We start from the raw sequence: 22064 nt of genomic DNA, 5'->3' as shown, positions 1-22064 counted from the left end.
TGTGTTCAAAGTCATTACAGTGGATGATGAGAAATTAATTAAGCGGAGTATCTCAGCTTTAATTCATAAGAATGAAACAGGGTTTCAGATCGTAGGGGAAGCAAATAATGGTGAAGAAGCTATGGAGCTCGTATCTACGTACCATCCTCACTTAATCATTACGGATATACGAATGCCCAAACTAAATGGTTTAGATTTCATTCAAAAAGTAAGGTCTGTAGATCATCAAGTGAAGTTTATCGTCCTATCCGGGTATGATGAATTTATATATGCCCAACAAGCTTTAAGATATGGCGTAAGTGATTTTCTATTGAAACCCATTAAACCACATTTATTTCTCTCTACATTAGATACTGTTTATAAGGAGATCCAACAAGAGCACCCCTCCTATTTTGAGCGTCAGGAGCGCCTAGGGTTAATAAACTCATCTGCTAAAGAGATCAGCAATTTGGTGTGGATGCTTGAAGAGGAGAAACTTGTTGAGACAATCAGCGAAGTCCACAAAGTTTTACAAGATAAAGGGTTTGCCACTTCCCTCACAAAAGACTTTTATCAGGATTTATTCACTAATATTAAGACTAAATTAGAGAATCGCACCTCATACATTCTACCATCTCATACAGCATTTCCTATTGAGACAGATCTTCTTCCAGACCACCTGTCGACACATTGCAAACAGTGGATCAATTTTCTAAAGCAAAAAAGAAATATTGGTCATAAAGCAAATATCCTTTCTGCCGCTCGTTATATAGAGGCAAATTTCAAAGAAAGTACACTAACCCTAAATGAAGTAGCAAACATAGTGGATATGTCTCCTTCCTACTTCAGTATGGAGTTTAAAAAGGAGATGGGAGAGAGCTATAAGCAATTTGTAACAAAGTTACGTATAGATAAGGCCAAAATATTATTAAAGAATCCGATATATAAAACATATGAAATTGCAGATACCATTGGTTATGTCGATTACCCACATTTTACAAAGACCTTCAAAAAAATCACCGGATATACTCCAACTGAATACAGAAAACGTGTTGGAGTTGAATAACAAAAGGTTGCCTCTTTATTCAGGGGCAACCTTTGTTGTTACTTACGAATTTCTAATGTTGGCGCATTCGTATTCTCTTTACTTTGGATAGGGACTAACCGATCCATCAGTGCATCATCAGACAGGCGGAAGGTAAGCGAGTGAACGTTTTCTAAACTAGAAGCCCATTCTGTTAGATCGATTTGATACCACCCCTTGGCTGATACCCCTACCTCTCCCACTTTGCTAAAAGTTAATGAATCTGGTTGAGAATTCCACGTAATGTTCTCTTCATTCCATTCTTGGTTAACTGCTCCGTAAATGGAGAGCGGTACACTTGATACTTCAGAATCACTAATACCTCGATCGACATAAAATTTTAGTGTTACTCTAGCTAGATTATCAAGAGACGATGGATCTGAGGAGAATTGAATATATGCTTTTCGATCATAACTCTGAAAGGATTCTTCTAAACCTTTTACTTCTAAAATAGGGGAATCCCCGTAGTTTATATCTCCATAAGAATCACTTCGTATATAGGCATCCTCACTCTCGGACATCCTTTCAAACGCCCAGGTAGTCTGCAAATCATAAGAAACATCCTTTGAAGAAGCCCAGTAATACCCTGCTGCTGTTATTGCATTTATTTTGAACCCAATTTTCCCACTATGGGTGCCAAGAGTTTCTGAGGTGAAGGTAATCTGTCCTTGATCATTGGTGGTTCCATTTACGACTTTTCCACTTACAAATTCAAATCTTCCGCTTAGATTCGATTTTACAGGTAAGCCCGTTTTTAGATCAGAAACGGTTATAGTTACTTCTGCTTTCCCGTTAGAATAGATTATAGAAGCTTCTTCAACCTTTAAGGGCTTTAAGGAGGATTGGTTCGTGGTAGCTGATGCAACAGCAGATACTGGACCAATGTTTCCATTTACATCAACTGCTGCCACCTTATAATAATAGGTCGTATCTGCTAGTAAACCCTCATCCACATAGGATAATCCTCTAGATTCTCCGGCCAAATTGCTTTCATCTGGTGTAAAATCAGGTGTCAGCCCTCTGTAAATCGCATAATGTTCGACTTCACCATTATCGTATGCTCTACCATAATCAATGAAAATCGATTGATAACTCGTTGGTAAGGCTTTAGGCTGACGATCTACTTGCGTCGGAGCTTCAGTATCAAGTGGTGGCTCCCAGAATACGCCATCATCACTCCATTCTGATGGTAAATATCTCAATGTGTCATAGTGATGTAACGCGATTCCACCAAAAGAAGGGGATGAATTCATAGTTGCATAGACCTTATCAAGTTCTTGTTCCATATAGGTGCGCCCTTCTTCTCTAAATGAAATAAGTTCTGGGTCTCCTCCATCGGCAATGTCCTTTGTTTCTACCCCAATAACGACCGAGTTCGGTTTGTTAATGGTCACAGCATACTCTATTTCATCTAAAGCTCTCTCAATAATTCCATTTGAGCCTTCTGCAAAATCTCGATAATCCATGATCGAAATATAATCCAGTATGTCTTGTATGTGTTCCGATAACCACTTTGTTTCCCTTTCTCCATCATTCAAGTTGGGGCCCCATGTAATATTTTCAGCATATGGAGAGCTGTCATACCAGTTTGGGATAGCCGCTCCCATTGATAAACTAGAGTCAGAAACACGTTTCAGATCCATCATTTTCTCTAATAAATTAAGATATTGAATCTGTAAGGAAGGTTTCTCTGTTTTAAACTGAGAAGCTATATAAGGTTCGATATCTATATTCACACCATCAAATTGCTCTTCACTCCTTGAAGAGAGGTTATAATTGATGATATTTTCAACCTCTCTAAGAGCAATCTCATGATACCTGTCAAAAGCACCAAAATGAGGTGGTTTTGTTCCGCCTGCAATGAGAGCGTGGACCTTATATCCCTTTTGGTGTGCCCATGAAATGAAATTTCGAACCCGCTCTCTTTCATCCTCAAGCATATCAACTCCATAGTACCGATCCACTCCAAGGTAAAGAGTTGTAATGGCATCCTGGTTAAATGTAGTTGTATCTTTTGCAAAAGCATCCAGTACTTTTCTTGAACCCTCATTGTAGATTAAATTATAAGAAGCATTTTCCCATATCCACATGGCACGATCTTGTTTCTCTGGAGTTGTATCAACTGATCTTCCGTTTCCTGTTCTCACATATACTGTTTGGCTTAAACCTATATTTCCTAATGAATCCATAGCTTTTGCTTCTATGCTGTATGTTTTGTCTCGTTCAGAAAGAGTGACTAAGTGATAAGTATAGATGTCACTATTCTTTTTCGTAAGTGTCCATTCCCCTCCATTCACTCGAATGTATACCGCTTCTATATCATTTTTACCTGAAGCTGTTACCGTCACCTTTGTGTTTTTAGTGATACTGGTATCCGTTTTTGGGTCTTGAATCATAACTTTTGGAGTGTTGGCTTTATTATTATCCACTTCAAGAAGAAGCGGTTCAGACCAAGTGGAATATCGTGTGATCGTACTCGTGCCTTTTAGAACGATTTCTACACTTCCGTCAATCTCGTTGGTATCTAAATCATAAAACCATTCGCCAGATTCAGAAGAGTTGGGAACTAATTGAGCTTTATTCACTGTCTTAGCATCAATAATGACCTCAATATTCTTAACAGCTGAATAAGACCCGGAGATTCTAACAACATCAACAGGAAGGCGATCACCATTTTGATGCGAAGTAATTGTAAGAGATGACTCGGCATACCCAATATGAGGAGACACACCTTGGAAGAATAATAGAGGAATTAGCAGCACTAAGAAAACAATATGTCTACGTTGTATCCAATTTTTCATGAGAAGACCACCTTCTATTAAATTTTGAAATACAAATAACCATAAATCCACCACCTTTGTGATGAGTTTATGGTTATAAGATGATAAATAGACTGACCGTTATACGACCGTTAATAGAGTTGATTTAAACTTTAATAACCCATTTGTTTAGTTGATCTCCTTTTTTCTTAACGAGCAAAACATCTCCAGTCATGTGATGCTCTGCAAATTGAAAGCTGTTAGGTCCTGAATGAGATACAACCACCCAGTGCGTATCCATCCCTATATTTATTTCCATAGCGGTTACATCTTCATTTGAAAAATAATCACCGAACGTATTTCTTACTCCTATTTCTTTTATAACAACATCCTCAGTCACTGTTGAATGAAACGGGATGAGACCTGTAATCATTCTAGTCTTACCGGTAGCCTTATGATCGAATACAAGTTTAGAAGACGCGTGTTTCTCATTGTAATTTCGAGAGATCCAGCACTTATCCTTTGTTAGTTTAGCGGGAGTAATAGAATGAATGAAAAGTCCTTCCTTTTCATTTAAGTTACAAACAGCAACAGATCGATCAGGGTATGTTTGCACAGAGACGTTCTCACTTACATGAAAATGCTGAGCAAAATGGTGTGTCTCATTGGATTGAAACTCATCTATCACCAACCAATAGTATGGTTTAACAAATAGTATCTTGCGTAGTACCCCAACGGGATCTTTTAAATTGCGATAACCATCATGACCTGCCTCAGCATAGTCAAAAGATTCACATGTCTTCCAAAACGATTGAGTTGTCCTTGCAATGTCTCCCCATGTCCAGGAATCTTTAAACTCAGATATAGAAGTATGGTCTACGATCGTCGTATTATGTTGAAAGGATTCTTTAAAGTATCTTCGTTCTTCACCTTCCATGTATGTGTATCTCCCCGTGTCGATTAACAGATCCTTACCAAAGACATTTAAATCAAGATGTAAGAAATCATCATGTCCGTGCGCCTGGATAATATCCATATGACCACCGTCAAATAAACAATAATGGCTGCTTTCAGACCACCCACTCCTCATTATCGAATAACCACTCTCAGATAAATGGATGGATGTTGTTGAAGGTGGATGTGCAACAAGCTTATGAAACTCATCTATCCCTTCTTTTCCGTAGTACCAAGCACTCTCATAATCTAATTGGTCATAAGCCTGATGCTTCAAATCTCCTCGTTTGAATAAGACCGCACCTCGACATAGTATATCTCTTATATCCGTATCATCACTGTCACTAATCATAGGTTGAGAGCCAGTCGGTTTGACAAAGGCTAAGGAGGAGAGGAATAAGCGTTTTAAAGAGTCCTCACATATGGAAGGCAAAGGATGTTCGTTTTTCTTGGCTAGCCATACACACTCAAATAAACAATGGAGTACTTCGTGATGATACATCGGACTTTGCTCATTATGCATACCATCTTCAAAGATTTGCAACTCACACATGTTTACCAACCGGTCTACAGCAATAGACAGCCAACTCTTTGACTCAGCAAATTCCGGGAAAAGCATGGCGATTTGGAACAATCCATTTGTCTCTAAAAACCCCCAGTTACTTTGCCGATCATGCGGGGTGAAAGCAAATTTTAAATAAGTGCCATGAAGATGAACAGCCTCTTTAAAAAGCTGCTCATCTTCTCTCGTCCAATAATCTGATTCTCTTACACAGTGATACCCTTTTAACCAGTTTGTAATACGAATGCCGCTGTCCAATTTCCGCCATGTATCTTTCACATTATAATGTTGTTCCTTACTAGAAAGTATTTCATCTATTGATAGAGGATTCTGATTAATCCAGTCTTTTAATAGATTTATAAAAGAGGTTACGTACTTCTCATCACTTGTTAACCAATATGCTTGACCTAACTCAGACATAAATCTGCTCCGATTTAAGTTAACCGTCCACTCAAAATCCCCTTTGAATCGGTACGTCCAGTCGATCTTGTTATCAAATGTTACCGGAATTTCACACCTTTCCATATCCCACCGATGAGTAAAGATAAAGGTTTGCTTGGTTGCAAGATCTGCCCGATGGATGACTTCTCTTACTTCTTCTGGCCACGCTGTCTTACAAAAGTCTATAATCTCTCTTTGATCAGGAGTATGGTAAAAAAAAGATTTATTCAAAAGAATCCTCCTCTGACAAGTCCTCTATCTTCCCGAGAGCCACTTCTCTAAATTCTTACTTACAAAGAAATCATCAGTAAGGTGTGGGTATTGCTCATAAATTCGATCAATTTCTTCTGATTGCCCCGGACTTAACCGATCATGATCATTCAAACACGTGTTTTCAGCCAATAAACCTTGTCTTCTCAACACCTCATTAATACCTGCAATACAGCCTTTGTAGTGGTGAGCCGCGTCAAAGAGTGCCGCATTACTATCAGTAACATGAGTAGCAGTTGTAAGTATTTGGGGAGAGAGATTCTGACTCCCTCGCATATTCTTAGTGTCTTCAAATAGTTGAACCGCTTTGGACGTCCAAACAGCCCAATGGCCAAGGAGGCCACCTACAATTGGTTTCGAAACGTTTTTTCCATTGACGGTGAATTGGTAACTCGTAAGTAAATCAATGACGATATTATCGTCGTTCCCTGTATAAAGAGCAATTTCATCCACTCGACTGGAGTGACAAACAGCCCTAACTACGTCTAGGGTCTGGTAGCGGTTAAAGGGCGCCATTTTCACAGCACAAACACCTTCAATTTCAGCAAATTGTTCCCAGAACTCATAGGAAAAAGTTCTCCCACCTACTGAAGGTTGAAGATAGAATCCAAAGACCGGAATAATAGTTGCTATTTCCATAATTCGCTCCAGATGTTCTTTCTCCGTTAAGTGCAAACCTCCCATGCTGACAAGTCCCATATCATAGTTTAATTCTTTCGCAAGTGTTGCTTCTGTCAGAGCTTGGTCAGTTGGACCGCAGATTCCTGCTATTTTTAAGAAAGGCTTATTAAGACGAGCATGATTTACTTCCTCTGCAGTCAATCTTAATACAGTTTCATAAAGATTAATGCTTGGTTCACGTATTTCAAATTGAGTCGTATGGACGCCAACAGCAACCCCTCCCGCCCCACTCTCCATATAGTAACGCGTTAACGCTCGTTGTCTTCTCTCATCTAATTCTTTCTTTTTCGTTAGTGCTAGAGGATGCGCTGGAATAACAGTACCTTCGTGTAGCAACTTCCACTTTTCTATATTTATACGTGTATCCACTTAATACTTCCCCTCCCTCTCCTGGAAGTGGGTTGGTTTAGCAAGGACCTCACCGTCATGCTCCAACCATTCTGCCGTCCATTCGATCATTTCTCGCAAAGTTACTTTTGGGTATCCAAAGAGTTTATGGGATTTTGAAGCATTACTCAATAGAGCAGTATCTTGTTCTTCCCCTATAATGACTGGTGACCTGTTCATTAATTCACCAAACTGTTCAGCAGCCCAGCGTATCGACATTGTCTCAGGACCTGTAACATTAAGGAATTCAGGAGGAGAACTACAATATAATAAAGACCGAATCGCCATGTCGTTTGCATCACCTTGCCAGATCACATTAGCATGGCCCATCGTAACATCAACTGGCTTGCCTTCCTTTACAGATTTAGCTATTTCAAGGAGAACACCATAACGAAGATCTATCGCATAGTTTAAACGAAAATGAAGCTGAGGAATGTTATATTTGTGGGAATAATAAGTAAATACACGTTCACGGCCAAGGCAAGATTGTGCATATTCTCCGATTGGACCTGTAGGGTATTCTTCTGATACTCCGCCATTTTTAACTGGAGTAAGAGGATATACATTCCCCGTTGAGAACGATACAATTCGAGAGTTTTTAAATTTCTTTGCTATTAGACCAGGTAAGAAGGAATTCATGGCCCACGTAAAATGCTCATTTCCTGTAGTCCCAAATTTATGGCCGACCATATAAATGATATTTTTCACATCAGGTAAGTGATCTAATTGGTGTTCATCTAAAAGATCCGCTGCAATAGTCTTAATCCCAAACGCTTCAAGCTCACGTCGAAGAGAACCTTTCGAGAACCTCGAAACAGCATATACCTGTTTCTCCTGCTTAGCACAATCCACCGTATTCTTTGCCAGCTTAGCTAATGTGGGTCCCATTTTCCCGCCTACTCCTAAAATCATAATATCACCATCAAGTAAGGTGATATCTCGTACTAAACCAGCAGATGGTTCACACATTTTTTGTTCTAAATCACGGATATTTCTCAAGATTCAATGCCCCCTTCTCCACACTCATCGTTTCCTATCTATCTTCATCTTATGGTAAGGGAAACCTTAGAACAATGTCTTAAATAGGACCGTTATTAACTCACAGAGAAATAAAATAAAACTATCAAAAACGCATATTTATTCATATCCATTGTATATATTGATCAAATATACGGGGGTTCGATTCATTTTTTGTTTTATTTATGTAAAAATACCGCTATTTTCTCAGAGCGTATAATATTGCCTATTCGTGCAATATTTACTGTAAGTCGCCCTGTTTTAATTCTAGTAATCCTTCACAATCTTATTGTTTTCAATATCAAAAAAGATGAAGGAACGAATGGATATCCGTTTCTTCATCTTTTTCAAACTTTATGCTTCTGGGTTGAATTCCACTTCTTTGATTATTCGTGCAGGATTACCTCCAATAATTACATTATCCGGTACATCCTTTGTGACGACAGCTCCGGACCCAATAATTACATTATGACCGATGGTAACACCAGGGTTAATGATTGCATTGGCTCCAACCCATACATGATCTTTAAGTTTTACAGGCTTACCGTACTCAAGTCCTGAACTTCTTGTTGTGGGATCTACTGGATGAGTCGCTGTGAGAATACGGACGCCTGGAGCTAATAAGCAATGGTCACCAATTGTTACTGGACAGACATCTAGTATGATGCAGTCAAAATTTGCATAAAAATCCTCACCTACATGTATGTTATATCCATAATCGCATCTGAAAGTGGGTTCTACGGCAAGATTATTTCCGGTGGAGCCAAAAAGTGCTTTTAATATTTCTGTACGTCTATCATCTTCCGCTTCTGTTGTATTGTTATAAGCCCGTGTTAATTCCCTGGCATTAAGTCGGTCTTTAACTAATTCCTCATCACTTGCGTTATACAACTCCCCAGCTAACATCTTTCGCTTCTCCGAATACATTTTAATACCCCCCTATATGGATAAAAAGAAAAGCCTTAGGCATAATCTAAGGCTTTTCTTGGTGGTTTCAATTCGCTTGTTTCATTTTTATAGAACCTAACACTTGCTCGTAATACTCTAATAATTGTTCAGATGGTTTTGTCCAACTGAACTTTTCCGCTTCAGCTCTAGCATTTTCGCGTAGAGTTTGCATAAGCTCCGCATCTTCTATCTTCTCTACCGCTTCAATTAAGCTTTGAGTATCTTCATTTTCAAATAACAATCCTGTACGTCCATCTTCTACTTGTTCCATAGTAGGTCCACTCTTTGCTGCGATGACAGGTAAGCCTGAAGCCATAGCTTCTAAAATAACGAGTCCTAATGTTTCGGTTACAGAAGGAAAAATAAAGGCATCGGCTGAGGCAAATGCTTGATTTAACTCATCCCCATGTAAGAATCCTGTAAAAATCGCAGTTGTATCTTCAAATGTCTTCTCAACTTGTTCACGAGCTGGACCATCTCCAACAATGGCTAACCGAACATCATCTCGCTGTTCAAGAAGCGGCTTTAATTTGTGAATCTCCTTCTCAGCTGCAAGCCGACCGACAAACACCAGCAACTTCTTATGTGGTTCCCCTCCAGTAAGACGACTCCTCATCTCTTGGCTATAGTGCTCTGGAGAGTAGCGATCAACCGCTACACCCCGTTTCCAAACATGAACATTATAAAACCCTTCTTCATCTAGTTCATCTTTAACGGCTTGAGATGTACAAAGGTTCAAATCCGCTTGATTATGAAGTCGCTTAAAATGCCACCATAGAAGCGGTTTAAAAGCATATAACCTATAGTAATCCAAGTATTTTGGTACATGGGTGTGATAAGAAGCTAACAATGGAAGGTTCAACTCTTTAGCGTATTTTACCCCGGATACTCCCACAAGGGCAGGATTCACCACATGAACGATGTCTGGATTATGTTTTTGTAGCAAAGACTTCACTATTTTATTTGGCAATGAAAAGGGGCGATATTTGTAAAATGGTAACGTCGTTGTTTTTACACCTTCAACAATGGCTCCTTCATATTCATAAACACCTAAATCAGGAGCAATGACCACAACCTCATGTTGTTGACTCCTCAGGTATTTAATAGCTTCTTTAAGCCTTGTTACCACTCCGTCAGTAGAAGGTAAGAAGGTTTCCGTTACAATTGCGATCTTCAAGCTGCATACTCCTTTATTTCACTATTAATGTTTAAGATTTCCACAACAATTGGATTTTACTCTTATGTACATTTTTATTAAGTAAATCAATGTTTCTATTTGTTACGTCTGTCTCTAATCATATCAGTAATATAACGTCCTTTTCACTACATAAATCACATATTCATGTTAAGAATATGTGAGTTTCATGTACAAAACATTAATTACATAAGCCAATACCGCACATATTGTACCATATTTCTAAACATGAAACAGTTATCAAATAGTGAATCACCATTCCTCTATTAACGAATAGTAAAGATTTCATAAAATTCTAAAATAGGTTGACACGTTTTTTAACAGAATCGTATAATATAACGCATATAATTCCGATTATTCTTATAAGAATTAGAGAAAAGGGCTGAGCTAATGTACTTAGAATTAAACAATGTATCAAAATCTTTTCCACATGAAGAGCACGGAGCTTGGGAGGTGTTTTCTGACATCAATCTTTCTATAGAGGAACATAATTTTGTATCCATATTAGGTCCATCAGGATGCGGAAAATCAACGCTTCTCGCTATGATAGCAGGACTTGAGTCGATAACGAGCGGGGAGATCCTTTTAGAAGATCAGCCTGTAGCAAAACCCGGCCCTGACAGAGGTATGGTGTTTCAGCAACCAGCACTATTCCCTTGGTTAAATGTTTTAGAAAACGTTAAATTTCCTTTAAAGCACTTATCGAAGAAAGATCAAGTCACCACAGCTAAGAACTATTTGCAAATGGTGCACCTTAGCCGCTTCACACAATCTTATCCCCACGAACTTTCAGGTGGAATGCAACAACGTGTAGCGATAGCGAGGGCCCTTGCTATGGATCCAAAAGTGTTACTAATGGATGAACCGTTTGGGGCTTTAGATGAACAAACCAGGCATATCTTACACGACGAGTTGTTGCGGATTTGGTCAGAAGACCAGAAAACCATACTTTTTGTCACACATTCAATCTCTGAAGCTATTAAATTATCAGATCGCATTATCGTAATGGGAACACGTCCTGGGCGGATTATAGAGGATTTATCTATTACACTTCCTAGGCCCAGAGTAAGAACAGATGCTGATGTCATCGCTATGGAGCAACATGTAATGGGATTGTTAGAAGGCGAAATCAACAAAGTATTAAAGGAAGAATTACAATGAAAATCTTATTAAAACGAATTTTATTTCTTGTAGCGGTTATTGCTCTCTGGCAAGGTGTCTATTCAGCGGGAGTATTCCCAGAAATCGCATTCCCCCCTCCTGTTGATGTGTACTATGCTTTAGTCGAAGGGTTCGGAGACGGGACCTTAACGAAAGCCCTTTTGGCTAGTTTTAAGCATTTGTTATATGGTCTTCCAATCAGTATCATACTCGGCACATCAATTGGGGTTTTGTTAGCGAAATCTAAACAAGCGGATGAAACTGCCGGTATGTATTTAATAGCATTGCAAAGTATCCCCAGTATCGCTTGGGTGCCTCTCTCATTATTACTATTTGGCTTCAACGAAATGGCAGTCATTTTTGTGGTCGTAATCGGTGGAGTTTTTGTAATGGCTCTAAATACACGGACGGCTCTTCGAAACGTCCCTTCATCTTTCAAGAAAGCGGCAAGAACAATGGGTGTGAACGGTTTGGAGCTGTTCTTTAAGGTTGAAATCCCTGCTTCTATTCCTCATTTCATGACAGGAATTCGCCTTGCGTGGGCATTTAGCTGGCGTGCATTGATGGCAGGTGAATTATTAAGTAACGGACCAGGACTTGGCTATTCATTAACATACGCTTTTGACTTTGCAAGAGTAGATGTTGTTATGGCAATTATCCTAATTATTGGTGTGATCGGCTCAACTGTTGATCATCTAGTCTTTTCTAAGTTAGAGAAGACAGTAATGAAACGTTGGGGCCTACTATAATAAATACAAAAAAAGAGGTGGATGAATTATGAAAAAATTACTATATCTTTGCACGATTGCTCTTCTTGCCGTATTAACAGCTTGTGGAAGTAAATCTACATCTGGAGAAACACCGGAGGAGATTATAATTGGGTATTTCCCAAATATTAATCACGTAGCTGGAATGGTAGCAGAAGAAAAGAACTTTTACGAAGAAACGTTGCCAGATGGTACGGAAGTAAGTTATAAGTACTTTCCAGATGGTTCAAGTTTTATGACAGCAATTGAAACAGGTGAGATCCACGGTGGCCTTGTAGGTCCAGGACCAGCTATGAATCACTTTACAAACGGAGCGAAGATTAACATATTAGCCGCAGGATCTACAGGTGGCACGGTGATAATGGCCCGTAAAGATTCTGGCATCACTTCACCTGAGGACATCAAAGGGAAAACGTTTATCTCTCCTCGAGTTGGCTGTACACATGATGTGCAATTTGAAACGTTGATGATGCGCGAATTTGGAATGAAATCTGATCGTCTAAACGGGGATATGAAACATGTAACTGGTAAACCAGCAACATATGCTCAACAATTTGCGAATGGAAAAGTAGATGTTGCAACAGTCCCAGAACCTTGGGCTTCTTACATTGAAGAAGAAGGATATGGAGAGGTGCTTATTGACACGAAGAACGTAGCTTATGGTGAAACACTTCCTGCTGCCGTATTTGTAACCTCTAGTGATTTAGTCGAAAATGATTCGGAACTAGTTCAGAAATTAGTGGATGGACACATGAAGGCAACGGAATTTATTCAAGAAAATCCTGATGAATCAAAAACGATCGCGATTAACAAGATTAAAGATATTACAGAACAAGAGCTGTCTCGTAGCGTCATTGATAGTGCCTGGGAGCGTATAACGTTCACATATGAAATTAACCCAGATTATCTTCAAATGTTTGCTAACTCTTCATTTGATTTAGAATTCTTAAAAGAAAAACCAGATCTAGAAGGTTTAGTTGATAAAAGTTTTATAGAATAATAAGCCCCCTTGAGAATTGCAAAATTTGTTGTTCTCAAGGGTTTTATTATGCACATTCTGAGTTACTACTAAGTACAGAATATGGTATACTAGTAATGTAGATGTTGGCAACAAACTTATTTTCTACCAAAAGGGGTGTGATTTGGATGTCAAACAAGAATAATCCAAAGAAGTTTGCTTTGAATATGTCTGCCGCTCAGTTTACCAAGTTTTATATTTTACATTTGTTGCACAAGCGTACATCTCTGATCAGTGAACATTTTAAAGAGGAGTTTAGTAAGCTAACAGGGAACTGGCAGCCTGCTCCTTCAACATTACTCGATACCCTTCATGACATGACAGAAGAAGGGCTCTTACAACGCCGTGAAGACTACAAATCCCTTGAGAAAAAACGCCAAAAAGTGTACTGGTACCGTGTAACAGAACAAGGAACAGAAGAATTTGAAGTTATGAAAAAACATTATAAAATTCTTTTTGATGAACAAATTCATATTTTAAAAAGAATTATGAATGAAGTTTACCAATAAGAAAACCGCTCTCTATTAATAGGGAGCGGTTTTTCTGTTAACCAATAGTCATTTACCGTTTTGATCCACATTCTGATAATCATCATGGTGATTTGCACGAAGAAAAGCCACAAATGATAAGACAGTGATGATCGATCCCATTACTAACAAAATCGTTCCAGTGATAGGGCTTTGTTGAAGAGGAAGTAGATTGGTAACGTCGATTAAAAATAATTGCAATTCAGGTGAATTGCCAATGTTCATTCCGTAATCTTTAAAGAAATCAATCCCTTTTAACAGTAGATATAGCCCCAAAAAAAGTCCACAACCAAACACAATACGCCTCTTCATCTGGCTCGTTATGATTTACCCCTCCTTAATTGTTGATGTATGTTGATTCATAAACCTTTCAACTACATCAAAATCATTTAAAGAGCGCTTTGATCCTTTTACTTCCTGGTAGTTTTCATTTCCACGACCTGCGATAAGGACGATGTCACGCGGTTCTGCCATGCCTAGTGCACGATGAATCGCTTCTTCACGATCCTCAATAATTTCATAGTCACCAGGAGCTTGCATTCCTTCTTCTACATCAGAAAGAATGCTCGCTGGTTCTTCTGAACGCGGGTTATCTGTTGTGAGAATAACGTAATCACTCCATCTTGAAGCTATTTCTCCCATCACAGCCCGTTTGCCCCGGTCACGATCGCCACCGCAGCCAAATACAACAAATATATTGCCTTTCTTTATGGGTGATAGATTTAACAATACTTTCTCTAATGCATCAGGGGTATGAGCATAATCAACCATTACTGTAAACCCTTCAGGTGAATGGATCGTTTGCAAACGTCCATCCGGGCCTTTAACGTGCTTTAGCGCTTCTATAATATCTTCAATATCAAGCCCTAAATGAAGACAACAACTAATGGCTGCCAAAGAGTTCGAAACAGTAAATTCACCCGGAATCGGTACATATACATCGTTCTTGAATTCTTTATGATTAATCTGAAAAGCAACGCCCTTTTCATCCGTTTTTACTTGCGTTGCATTAAGATCAGCTTCCTGATTCTCGATTCCGTATGTTTCGTAAGAACCGTTTGTTGAACCGATAAATTCAGAAGCAAAAGGATCATCTACATTAATAATGGAATAAGGACACATAGGAAACAGTGACAGCTTGCTTTCTTTATAATCTTCAAAAGAACCATGATCGTCTAAATGCTCACTTGATAGATTTGTAAAGATTCCTACATCAAACTGACATTCCAAAACACGCTTGTTTTTTAGTCCCATTGAGGAAACTTCCATAATAACGTCCGTTACGCTTTGGTCACGCATCGCTGCAAAAGAAGCTTGCAGGTCTACTGTCTCAGGAGTAGTTGGAGTTGTACGATAAGCTTTAATATCCTTATCATTTATACGATTTCCAAGTGTACCTACAGTTCCAACTTTTCTACCGGTAAATTGAAGTATAGAAGAGATAAGATGAGATACAGACGTTTTACCGTTCGTGCCTGTGACACCTACTAAACGAAATGCTTGTGAAGGATGGCTATAGAACTGACTCGCAATAATTGGTAACGCATGCCTGGTATCATCAACCTGTATGACCGTCATATCTTCTGGAACAAACTCTAGGCCAACTTGTTTTTGAATCACGATCGCAACTGCGCCCTTCATAACCGCTTGGGCAATGTAATCATGTCCATCGCGTTTCGTTCCTTCAAGGCAAATGAACAGTGAATCCTGTTGTATTAACCCAGAATGGTATGCAACAGATTCAATGTTTACTTGAGCGTCCCCTTGTAGAATCGTGTAGTCTATTTTGTTTAATATTGATTGTAATTTCATTTGTAGAACCTCCATTAAGGGTAAGTTTACACTCTAGGAAGAGCCCTTGATATGCTTGTCAATTCTATCGCCATTAAATAGCTATTTGCAACAGAAAGCCGAACTAGACTGGGTACACCCCATGTTTACGTTCAGTAAATTGTAGACGTTTTGTTTCATAAGAGGCAAAGCGTGTGATCAGCTCTGCTCGCAACCGATCAGGGTCAACAATATCATCTACTACCATTTCAGAAGCCAAGCGATAGATATCGATATTCTCTTTATATTCTTCTTGCTTTTCCTTTATGAATTGAGGGCGCTCTTCTTCTGTTAGTTCAGCTATTTTGTTAGCATATACCGCATTAACAGCAGCTTCTGGCCCCATAACAGCTATTTGAGCGCTAGGAAGTGCAATACAGCAATCAGGCTCAAATGCTGGGCCTGCCATCGCATAAAGACCAGCACCGTATGCTTTACGGACAATAACAGAAATCTTTGGTACACTTGCTTCACTCATGGCTGATATCATCTTAGCCCCGTGACGAATGATCCCTGCTTTCTCTACACGTGTTCCAATCATAAATCCTGGGATGTCTGCTAAGAACAGAAGCGGTATATGGAACGCATCGCATAGGTTAATGAACTTGGCTGCTTTGTCTGCTGAATCGTGGAACAACACGCCACCTTTCATGCGTGGTTGGTTTGCGATAATTCCAACAGGTTTTCCGTTCATACGCGCTAGTCCAGTAATCAGTTCCCTTGCGAATAACTTCTTAATCTCACAAAATGAGTCTTCATCAATTAAATGGTCAATTAGTTGGTACATATCAAAAGGAGCATTTTGGTTTTCAGGTATTAAATCCTGAATCGTTTTATCATGAGGTTTTACAGGTAGCGGTTCTTTAGTTGGTGCAGCTATTCTGAAATTTTTCGGAAAGTAACTTAAATAGTTTCTTGCGTATTCTATGGCTTCTTGTTCGGTTTTTGCTAGTACATCTCCACAACCAGATTCAGAGCAATGCATCTTAGCTCCGCCCATTTCTTCAAGGCTAACTTTTTCGCCAATTACCTTCTCTGCCATTCGAGGAGAACCTAAATACATGGATGCATTTCCTTCTACCATAACAACAATGTCACAAAAAGCAGGGATGTAAGCGCCACCAGCAGCGGATGGACCAAAGAGCAAGCAAACTTGAGGAACTCGTCCTGAAAGTTTAACTTGATTATAGAAGATACGACCTGCTCCGCGTCTTCCTGGGAACATTTCAACTTGGTCGGTAATTCTTGCTCCTGCTGAATCAACTAAATATAGCATCGGTACTTCTAGTTTTTCAGCCGTTTCTTGTATACGGATAATTTTTTCAACAGTTCGAGCTCCCCAAGATCCTGCTTTAACAGTAGAATCATTAGCCATCACACAAACTGTCTCTCCGTTAATTTTGCCTATTCCAGTCACAACGCCATCTGCTGGGAGGCTACCATCCTGACAATTTGCAAAGAAAGCGTCTTCAACATCGATTCCATCATCAAATAACTGTTCTAAGCGATCACGAACAAACATTTTCCCTTTTTCCGCATTTTTTTGATGGTATTTTTCTGAACCACCTTGCTTAATTTCATCAACTTTATCTTGAAATGTTTGATCATATTTCGTAGTCATATAGATTCTCCTCCTTGGTTATCTCCCTTTATATTGTGGGGCTCGTTTCTCCTTGAAAGCGTTTAACCCTTCTAAACGATCTTCTGTTGGAATGGTTTGTTGATAGCAAAGAGATTCAATACACAGACCAGTATCTTTATCTGTGTTTATTCCTGTATCAATGGCTCGTTTTGCCTGCTTTAGTGCAATTGGTGCGTTCTTTGCAATAAGGCGAGCAAGCCCCCTCGTCTCTTCTAAAAGTTCAGATGCAGAAACAACCCTTTCTACTAAACCAATGTTCGCCGCTTCTTTTGAAGAGATTCGCATCGCGCTATAAATCATCTCCTTTGCTTTCCCTATTCCAACTAAGCGAGGCAAGCGCTGTGTACCGCCTGCTCCTGGTATTATCCCAAGGGAGGTTTCTGTCAAACCCATATTCGTATCATCCCTCGCTATACGAATGTCACAAGCAAGCGCAAGTTCGAGACCACCTCCAAAGGCCACACCATTAATAGAAGCAATCGTTGGGATTTCTAACGATTCAACTCTCTTTATGCATTGGCCGATTCTATGTACGGTTTCAATGACTTGTTGATTATTCATACCCTGCCGCTCCTTCAAATCTGCACCAGCGCAAAAGGCTTTTTCTCCAATCCCTTTGATAATCACACACCTTACATCTCTTGATGCTTCTACTTCATCTAAACAAACATTAAGATCATCCATCAGAGCATGTGAGAACGCATTTGCAGATTCAGGACGCGATAAAGTGATTTCGTATACATACCCCTCTAGTTGTTGTAATTCTACAGCTTTCTTCAAACTTGTATCCCTCCACTTCTAAGCATTTGCATGTGGTGACTTGGAAGTGGTTTTCCGACAACATGTTGGATCCACTCACCTGACTTCAAAAGTTTATGATGATCAACCCCAGTATGAATCCCCATTTCTTCAAGCATATAGAGAAGGTCGTCTGTAGCAAGGTTTCCTGAAGCCCCTTTAGCATAAGGGCATCCCCCCAACCCACCCAGTGAACTATCAAACGTCGTAAATCCTAGTTGTAAAGCAGTGACGACGTTCGCAAGGGCCGTCCCCCTTGTATTGTGAAAATGAAGGGCTAATTTATCTTTTGGAAAATGATTACTTAAAGTACTAAGCACTCGCTCAACTTGCAAAGGATTCGCAACACCAATGGTATCTCCTATTGAACATTCATCAATTCCCATTTCAAACAAGCGCTCACAGACAGATAGAGCTTGATCAACTTCGACGGTTCCATCATACGGACAACCAAATACAGTAGAAACATATGCCCGAACGGTTTTCCCTTCATTTTTAGCTGTCTGAACGACCGGTGACAAAACTGGGTATGTTTCTCTTATAGACTTGTTAATATTCTTTCGGTTATGAGCTTCAGAAGCGGACATGAAGATCGAAACCTCATCAATGTCAGCTTCTAGCGCACGTTCCAACCCTCTTTCATTAGGGACTAGGGCGGCATATGTGACCCCGGGTTTCCGATTGATTTGTTTAGCCACATCCACAGCATCACCTAATTGTGGGATCCATTTTGGATGCACAAATGAGGTGATTTCTATATAAGAAAGCCCTGACTCTGACAGCTGATTAATCCACTCAATTTTGTCAATAGTAGAGATATGTTCCTCTTCGTTTTGCAACCCATCTCTTGGTCCCACTTCTTTAACCGTAACTTTTGCCGGAAGGTTCATAAAGACCTCTCCTCCTTATTCAAGTATGGCAACAACATCTCCCTCATTTACGAAATCGCCTTCTTTTACCTTTAATTCTTTCACCGTACCGTCATCATCTGTAGCAATGGGGATCTCCATTTTCATTGATTCTAAAATTAATAGATCTTGACCAGATGTTACTTCGTCACCTTCTGTTACAACAATCTTCCATACACTTCCTGCCATATTAGCTTTTACTTCTGTCATTTTGCTTCCTCCTTTAGGTAGTGTTCTTCTACGAAACTGGTTGTGATATTCCCTTGTTTAAATATGTCATGATTAAGGACGGTTCTTAGCATAGGAAGGTTCGTTTTAATCCCTTCCACTTCATACTGGCTAAGGGCATAAGACATGCGTTCAATCGCGTCTTCCCTTGTCTCTCCCCACGTAATGCATTTTGCTATCATAGGATCGTAGAAAGGTGACACGAAGCTTTTCGAGTGAACAGCTAACTCATGTCTGATATGATCTCCAACTGGTAGTTGCATATCTGTCATTTGGCCAGGTGCCGGATAAAAGGTCTTAGGATCTTCTGCGTAAACTCGAACTTCAATAGCATGACCATGGATCGTTAATTCACTTTGTTTGTATCGTAACGTTTCTCCATGAGCAATGCGGAGCTGCTCTTCTACCAAATCGAATCCTGTTATTTCTTCTGTTACAGGATGTTCTACTTGAAGACGTGTGTTCATCTCCAAGAAGTAGAAATGTTGATTTTCATCTACCAAAAATTCTACTGTTCCTGCATTTTGATATCCAAGTGCTCGTACCGCCTTAAGAGCAGCTTCCCCCATTTTTTCTCTCGTTTGTTCTGAAATAAAAGGAGATGGAGCTTCTTCTACCACCTTTTGGTGTCTGCGTTGTACAGAACATTCCCTTTCAAAAAGATAAAGAGCATTTCCTTTTTGATCTGCCAGTACCTGAATTTCGATGTGGTGGGGGTTTATAATTTTCTTCTCTAAAAACATGGTCCCATCACCAAAAAACATTTGAGCTCGCTTTGCATTGCTTTCATAAGCTTTTCTTAATTCTTCGTCATTGTTCACGACTTGCATCCCAATGCCACCACCACCAGCTGAGGCTTTCAGCATTATCGGGTAACCAATATCAGATGCTGCCTCAATAGCAGCGTCTGCGTCTTTAGTTGATGAAGATGTGCCAGGTATTACAGGGACCCCAGCCCGTTTCATCGTACTTCTTGCTTCTACTTTACTTCCCATACTTCGAATAACATCACTTGTTGGTCCGACAAAGGTAATTCCTTCTGATTGAATACGCTCAGCAAAATCAGCATTTTCGCTTAATAGCCCGTAGCCAGGATGGATCGCATCCACATTTGCATTTTTAGCTATATCCAATACTTTATCTACTTGCAGATAACTTTCATGAACCCTAGACCCACCAAGGGGATAAGCTTCATCTGCTTCTTTAACATATGGACTATCCTCATCAGGTTCTGAATAAATGGCTACAGTTTGAATGTTTAAACGCTTACATGTACGGATAATACGAGAAGCGATTTCCCCACGATTTGCTATAAGTAGTTTCGAAAACATAGTGGCTTCCTCCTGACCAATTAAGTATTTTTTTGAATAAGATGGAGCGCGTTTTCTCTAAGTTTAAACTTCTGAATTTTTCCACTTGCAGTCATTGGATATTCCGAGACAAATTCAATATACCTTGGGATTTTATGGCGAGAAATTTTATTCTGACAAAATGCTTTCAGTTGATCTTTAGAAAGTTCTTTTCCTTCTTTCACAATAACCCACGCCATAAGTTCTTCTCCGTATTTCTCATCAGGAACACCAATTACTTGTACATCGAGAACGTCCGGATGCGTATATAGGAATTCTTCCACTTCTCTTGGATAAATGTTCTCACCTCCGCGTATAATCATGTCTTTTATACGGCCTGTAATCTCAACGTATCCCTCATCATCCATTACGGCTATATCTCCGGTATGAAGCCATCCTTCTTCATCAATAGCAGCATAAGTTGCTTCTTTATTTTTGTAATAACCTTCCATTACCAGGTATCCCCTAGTGCAAAGTTCTCCTGGCACTCCTGATTCGACTTCTTCATTTGTTGCCGGATCAATCACTTTCACCTCAACATGTGGATGAGCTTTTCCTACACTTCCAACTCTTCGCTCTATTGGATCATCTGTAGTGGTTTGAGTAATAACCGGGGATGATTCTGTTTGACCGTAAGCAATTGTGATTTCTGATGCTCCCATGTCATGAATGACCTTTTTCATTACTTCCATTGGGCATGTAGAACCTGCCATAATGCCAGTCCGTAAATGTGAGAATAGAAAGGTGGAAAACTCAGGATGATTGAGTTCAGCGATAAACATTGTCGGTACCCCATGCAATCCTGTACACTGCTCATTTTGAACAGCTTTCATTACAGTAACAGGGTCGAATTGTTCCAATATGACCATCGTTGTCCCTTTTGATACTGCCGCCATTGTCCCAAGCACACAACCAAAACAATGAAAAAATGGAACAGGAATACAGAGCCGATCTTCTTCAGTAAGCTTCATTGCATCAGATACTTGCTTGCCGTTATTCACTATATTGTAATGAGACAACATGACGCCTTTTGGAAAACCTGTTGTTCCAGATGTATATTGCATATTAATCACATCTTTATAAGACAACGTCTTCTTACGTTGAGAAAGCTGATTTAATGAGATATTCTTTCCTTCCTCAACGAGCTCTTCAAAGTTATACATGAAAGGATATTGCTGTTTACTAAGGACGATAATATTCTTCAAATATGGTAATGAGGGACAGTAGAGGTCACCTTTTTCCGAGCGTTCAAGTTCAGGGCATATTTCCTGTAGAATATCCAGGTAAGAGGTCCCTTTGTATTCTTCCGCCAACAATAGTGTTGTGGCATCAGATTGCTTTAACAAATATTCTAGTTCCCGAGCTTGGTTCTCCTTTTTGTATCCCTAAACTCATAAACCCTTTAGCTGCAGCATCTGTCCATTCATCAAATTCACGATATGTCTTGCGTAACCCAAGCTCCGGATAGACAAAAGCTTCATGATCTGGATGTGCTTTTGCTTTCTCTTCTAACAATTCTCCAACCGTCATTTCTAATAAGGACACTTTACATCTTCCTC

The 22064-nt window shown here is 39.6% G+C and carries 18 protein-coding genes and 1 pseudogene; 5 read left to right on the top strand and 14 right to left on the bottom strand.

The window, feature by feature from the left end; all coding sequences use genetic code 11:
- Window position 1 precedes the first annotated feature (1 nt).
- A complete protein-coding gene (locus N780_RS19125) occupies window positions 2-1045 on the top strand; it encodes a response regulator transcription factor (protein ID WP_052114829.1) in 1044 nt (347 codons plus the stop codon).
- Window positions 1046-1083: 38 nt separating this feature from the next.
- On the opposite strand, the gene N780_RS01310 is transcribed toward N780_RS19125, so the two are convergent.
- The 6 genes from N780_RS01310 to N780_RS01285 form a co-directional block, all read right to left on the bottom strand.
- Window positions 1084-3864, bottom strand: coding sequence for a CBM96 family carbohydrate-binding protein (locus N780_RS01310; protein WP_036779043.1), 2781 nt, complete (start codon window positions 3862-3864; stop codon window positions 1084-1086).
- Window positions 3865-3988: 124 nt separating this feature from the next.
- Window positions 3989-6010: an alginate lyase family protein gene (locus tag N780_RS01305; RefSeq protein ID WP_232299472.1), complete on the bottom strand. Its 2022-nt coding sequence runs from the start codon at window positions 6008-6010 to the stop codon at window positions 3989-3991.
- A 24-nt stretch (window positions 6011-6034) separates the two neighbouring features.
- Window positions 6035-7099: a dihydrodipicolinate synthase family protein gene (locus tag N780_RS01300; protein WP_036779039.1), complete on the bottom strand. Its 1065-nt coding sequence runs from the start codon at window positions 7097-7099 to the stop codon at window positions 6035-6037.
- Complete coding sequence (locus N780_RS01295) at window positions 7100-8116, bottom strand: NAD-dependent epimerase/dehydratase family protein (RefSeq protein WP_036779037.1); 1017 nt, start codon at window positions 8114-8116, stop codon at window positions 7100-7102.
- Window positions 8117-8488: 372 nt separating this feature from the next.
- Window positions 8489-9061, bottom strand: a complete 573-nt coding sequence (locus tag N780_RS01290) for a sugar O-acetyltransferase (protein WP_036779035.1) — start codon at window positions 9059-9061, stop codon at window positions 8489-8491.
- 67 nt (window positions 9062-9128) lie between these two features.
- Window positions 9129-10259, bottom strand: a complete 1131-nt coding sequence (locus tag N780_RS01285) for a glycosyltransferase family 4 protein (RefSeq protein WP_036779033.1) — start codon at window positions 10257-10259, stop codon at window positions 9129-9131.
- 408 nt (window positions 10260-10667) lie between these two features.
- On the opposite strand from N780_RS01285, the gene N780_RS01280 reads away from it, so the two are divergent.
- The 4 genes from N780_RS01280 to N780_RS01265 all read left to right on the top strand — a co-directional run bounded on the left by N780_RS01280 (window position 10668) and on the right by N780_RS01265 (window position 13732).
- Window positions 10668-11438: an ABC transporter ATP-binding protein gene (locus tag N780_RS01280; RefSeq protein WP_036779030.1), complete on the top strand. Its 771-nt coding sequence runs from the start codon at window positions 10668-10670 to the stop codon at window positions 11436-11438.
- Window positions 11435-12187: an ABC transporter permease gene (locus tag N780_RS01275; protein WP_036779027.1), complete on the top strand. Its 753-nt coding sequence runs from the start codon at window positions 11435-11437 to the stop codon at window positions 12185-12187. The genes N780_RS01280 and N780_RS01275 overlap by 4 nt, the downstream gene beginning before the upstream one ends.
- Before the next feature lie 28 nt (window positions 12188-12215).
- Window positions 12216-13205, top strand: coding sequence for an ABC transporter substrate-binding protein (locus tag N780_RS01270; protein ID WP_036779025.1), 990 nt, complete (start codon window positions 12216-12218; stop codon window positions 13203-13205).
- A 146-nt stretch (window positions 13206-13351) separates the two neighbouring features.
- Entirely contained in the window at window positions 13352-13732 is a 381-nt protein-coding gene (locus N780_RS01265; RefSeq protein ID WP_036779022.1) for a PadR family transcriptional regulator, read from the top strand.
- A 48-nt stretch (window positions 13733-13780) separates the two neighbouring features.
- On the opposite strand, the gene N780_RS01260 is transcribed toward N780_RS01265, so the two are convergent.
- The 8 genes and pseudogenes from N780_RS01260 to N780_RS01225 form a co-directional block, all read right to left on the bottom strand.
- On the bottom strand, window positions 13781-14026 hold the full coding sequence (locus tag N780_RS01260; RefSeq protein ID WP_156969037.1) for a hypothetical protein: 246 nt from the start codon (window positions 14024-14026) through the stop codon (window positions 13781-13783).
- A 51-nt stretch (window positions 14027-14077) separates the two neighbouring features.
- On the bottom strand, window positions 14078-15562 hold the full coding sequence (locus N780_RS01255; RefSeq protein WP_036779016.1) for a UDP-N-acetylmuramoyl-L-alanyl-D-glutamate--2,6-diaminopimelate ligase: 1485 nt from the start codon (window positions 15560-15562) through the stop codon (window positions 14078-14080).
- 103 nt (window positions 15563-15665) lie between these two features.
- The gene (locus tag N780_RS01250; protein WP_036779014.1) at window positions 15666-17201 is read right to left on the bottom strand and encodes an acyl-CoA carboxylase subunit beta; all 1536 of its coding nucleotides are present in this window, start codon (window positions 17199-17201) and stop codon (window positions 15666-15668) included.
- Between the two features lie 18 nt (window positions 17202-17219).
- On the bottom strand, window positions 17220-18002 hold the full coding sequence (locus N780_RS01245; protein ID WP_036779011.1) for an enoyl-CoA hydratase: 783 nt from the start codon (window positions 18000-18002) through the stop codon (window positions 17220-17222).
- Window positions 17999-18910 carry a hydroxymethylglutaryl-CoA lyase gene (locus N780_RS01240; RefSeq protein WP_036779009.1) on the bottom strand — a complete coding sequence of 304 codons (912 nt, stop codon included), beginning with the start codon at window positions 18908-18910 and terminating at the stop codon, window positions 17999-18001. The genes N780_RS01245 and N780_RS01240 overlap by 4 nt, the downstream gene beginning before the upstream one ends.
- 15 nt (window positions 18911-18925) lie before the next feature.
- Window positions 18926-19138, bottom strand: a complete 213-nt coding sequence (locus N780_RS01235) for an acetyl-CoA carboxylase biotin carboxyl carrier protein subunit (RefSeq protein WP_036779006.1) — start codon at window positions 19136-19138, stop codon at window positions 18926-18928.
- Window positions 19135-20487, bottom strand: a complete 1353-nt coding sequence (locus tag N780_RS01230) for an acetyl-CoA carboxylase biotin carboxylase subunit (protein WP_036779004.1) — start codon at window positions 20485-20487, stop codon at window positions 19135-19137. Before N780_RS01230 ends, N780_RS01235 begins: the two co-directional genes overlap by 4 nt.
- Before the next feature lie 20 nt (window positions 20488-20507).
- A pseudogene (locus N780_RS01225) lies at window positions 20508-22050 on the bottom strand (AMP-binding protein).
- Window positions 22051-22064 lie beyond the last annotated feature (14 nt).

Source organism: Pontibacillus chungwhensis BH030062 (assembly GCF_000770675.1).
GTDB lineage: Bacteria > Bacillota > Bacilli > Bacillales > BH030062 > Pontibacillus > Pontibacillus chungwhensis.
This window is presented reverse-complemented; position numbering and strand designations above follow the sequence as displayed.

Coding starts and splice junctions, on each gene's coding strand:
- N780_RS01310 (WP_036779043.1), bottom strand. CDS start 3,864: ATGAAAAATTGGATACAACGTAGACATATTGTTTTCTTAGTGCTGCTA.
- N780_RS01290 (WP_036779035.1), bottom strand. CDS start 9,061: ATGTATTCGGAGAAGCGAAAGATGTTAGCTGGGGAGTTGTATAACGCA.
- N780_RS01280 (WP_036779030.1), top strand. CDS start 10,668: ATGTACTTAGAATTAAACAATGTATCAAAATCTTTTCCACATGAAGAG.
- N780_RS01275 (WP_036779027.1), top strand. CDS start 11,435: ATGAAAATCTTATTAAAACGAATTTTATTTCTTGTAGCGGTTATTGCT.
- N780_RS01270 (WP_036779025.1), top strand. CDS start 12,216: ATGAAAAAATTACTATATCTTTGCACGATTGCTCTTCTTGCCGTATTA.
- N780_RS01265 (WP_036779022.1), top strand. CDS start 13,352: ATGTCAAACAAGAATAATCCAAAGAAGTTTGCTTTGAATATGTCTGCC.
- N780_RS01255 (WP_036779016.1), bottom strand. CDS start 15,562: ATGAAATTACAATCAATATTAAACAAAATAGACTACACGATTCTACAA.
- N780_RS01250 (WP_036779014.1), bottom strand. CDS start 17,201: ATGACTACGAAATATGATCAAACATTTCAAGATAAAGTTGATGAAATT.
- N780_RS01240 (WP_036779009.1), bottom strand. CDS start 18,910: ATGAACCTTCCGGCAAAAGTTACGGTTAAAGAAGTGGGACCAAGAGAT.
- N780_RS01235 (WP_036779006.1), bottom strand. CDS start 19,138: ATGACAGAAGTAAAAGCTAATATGGCAGGAAGTGTATGGAAGATTGTT.
- N780_RS01230 (WP_036779004.1), bottom strand. CDS start 20,487: ATGTTTTCGAAACTACTTATAGCAAATCGTGGGGAAATCGCTTCTCGT.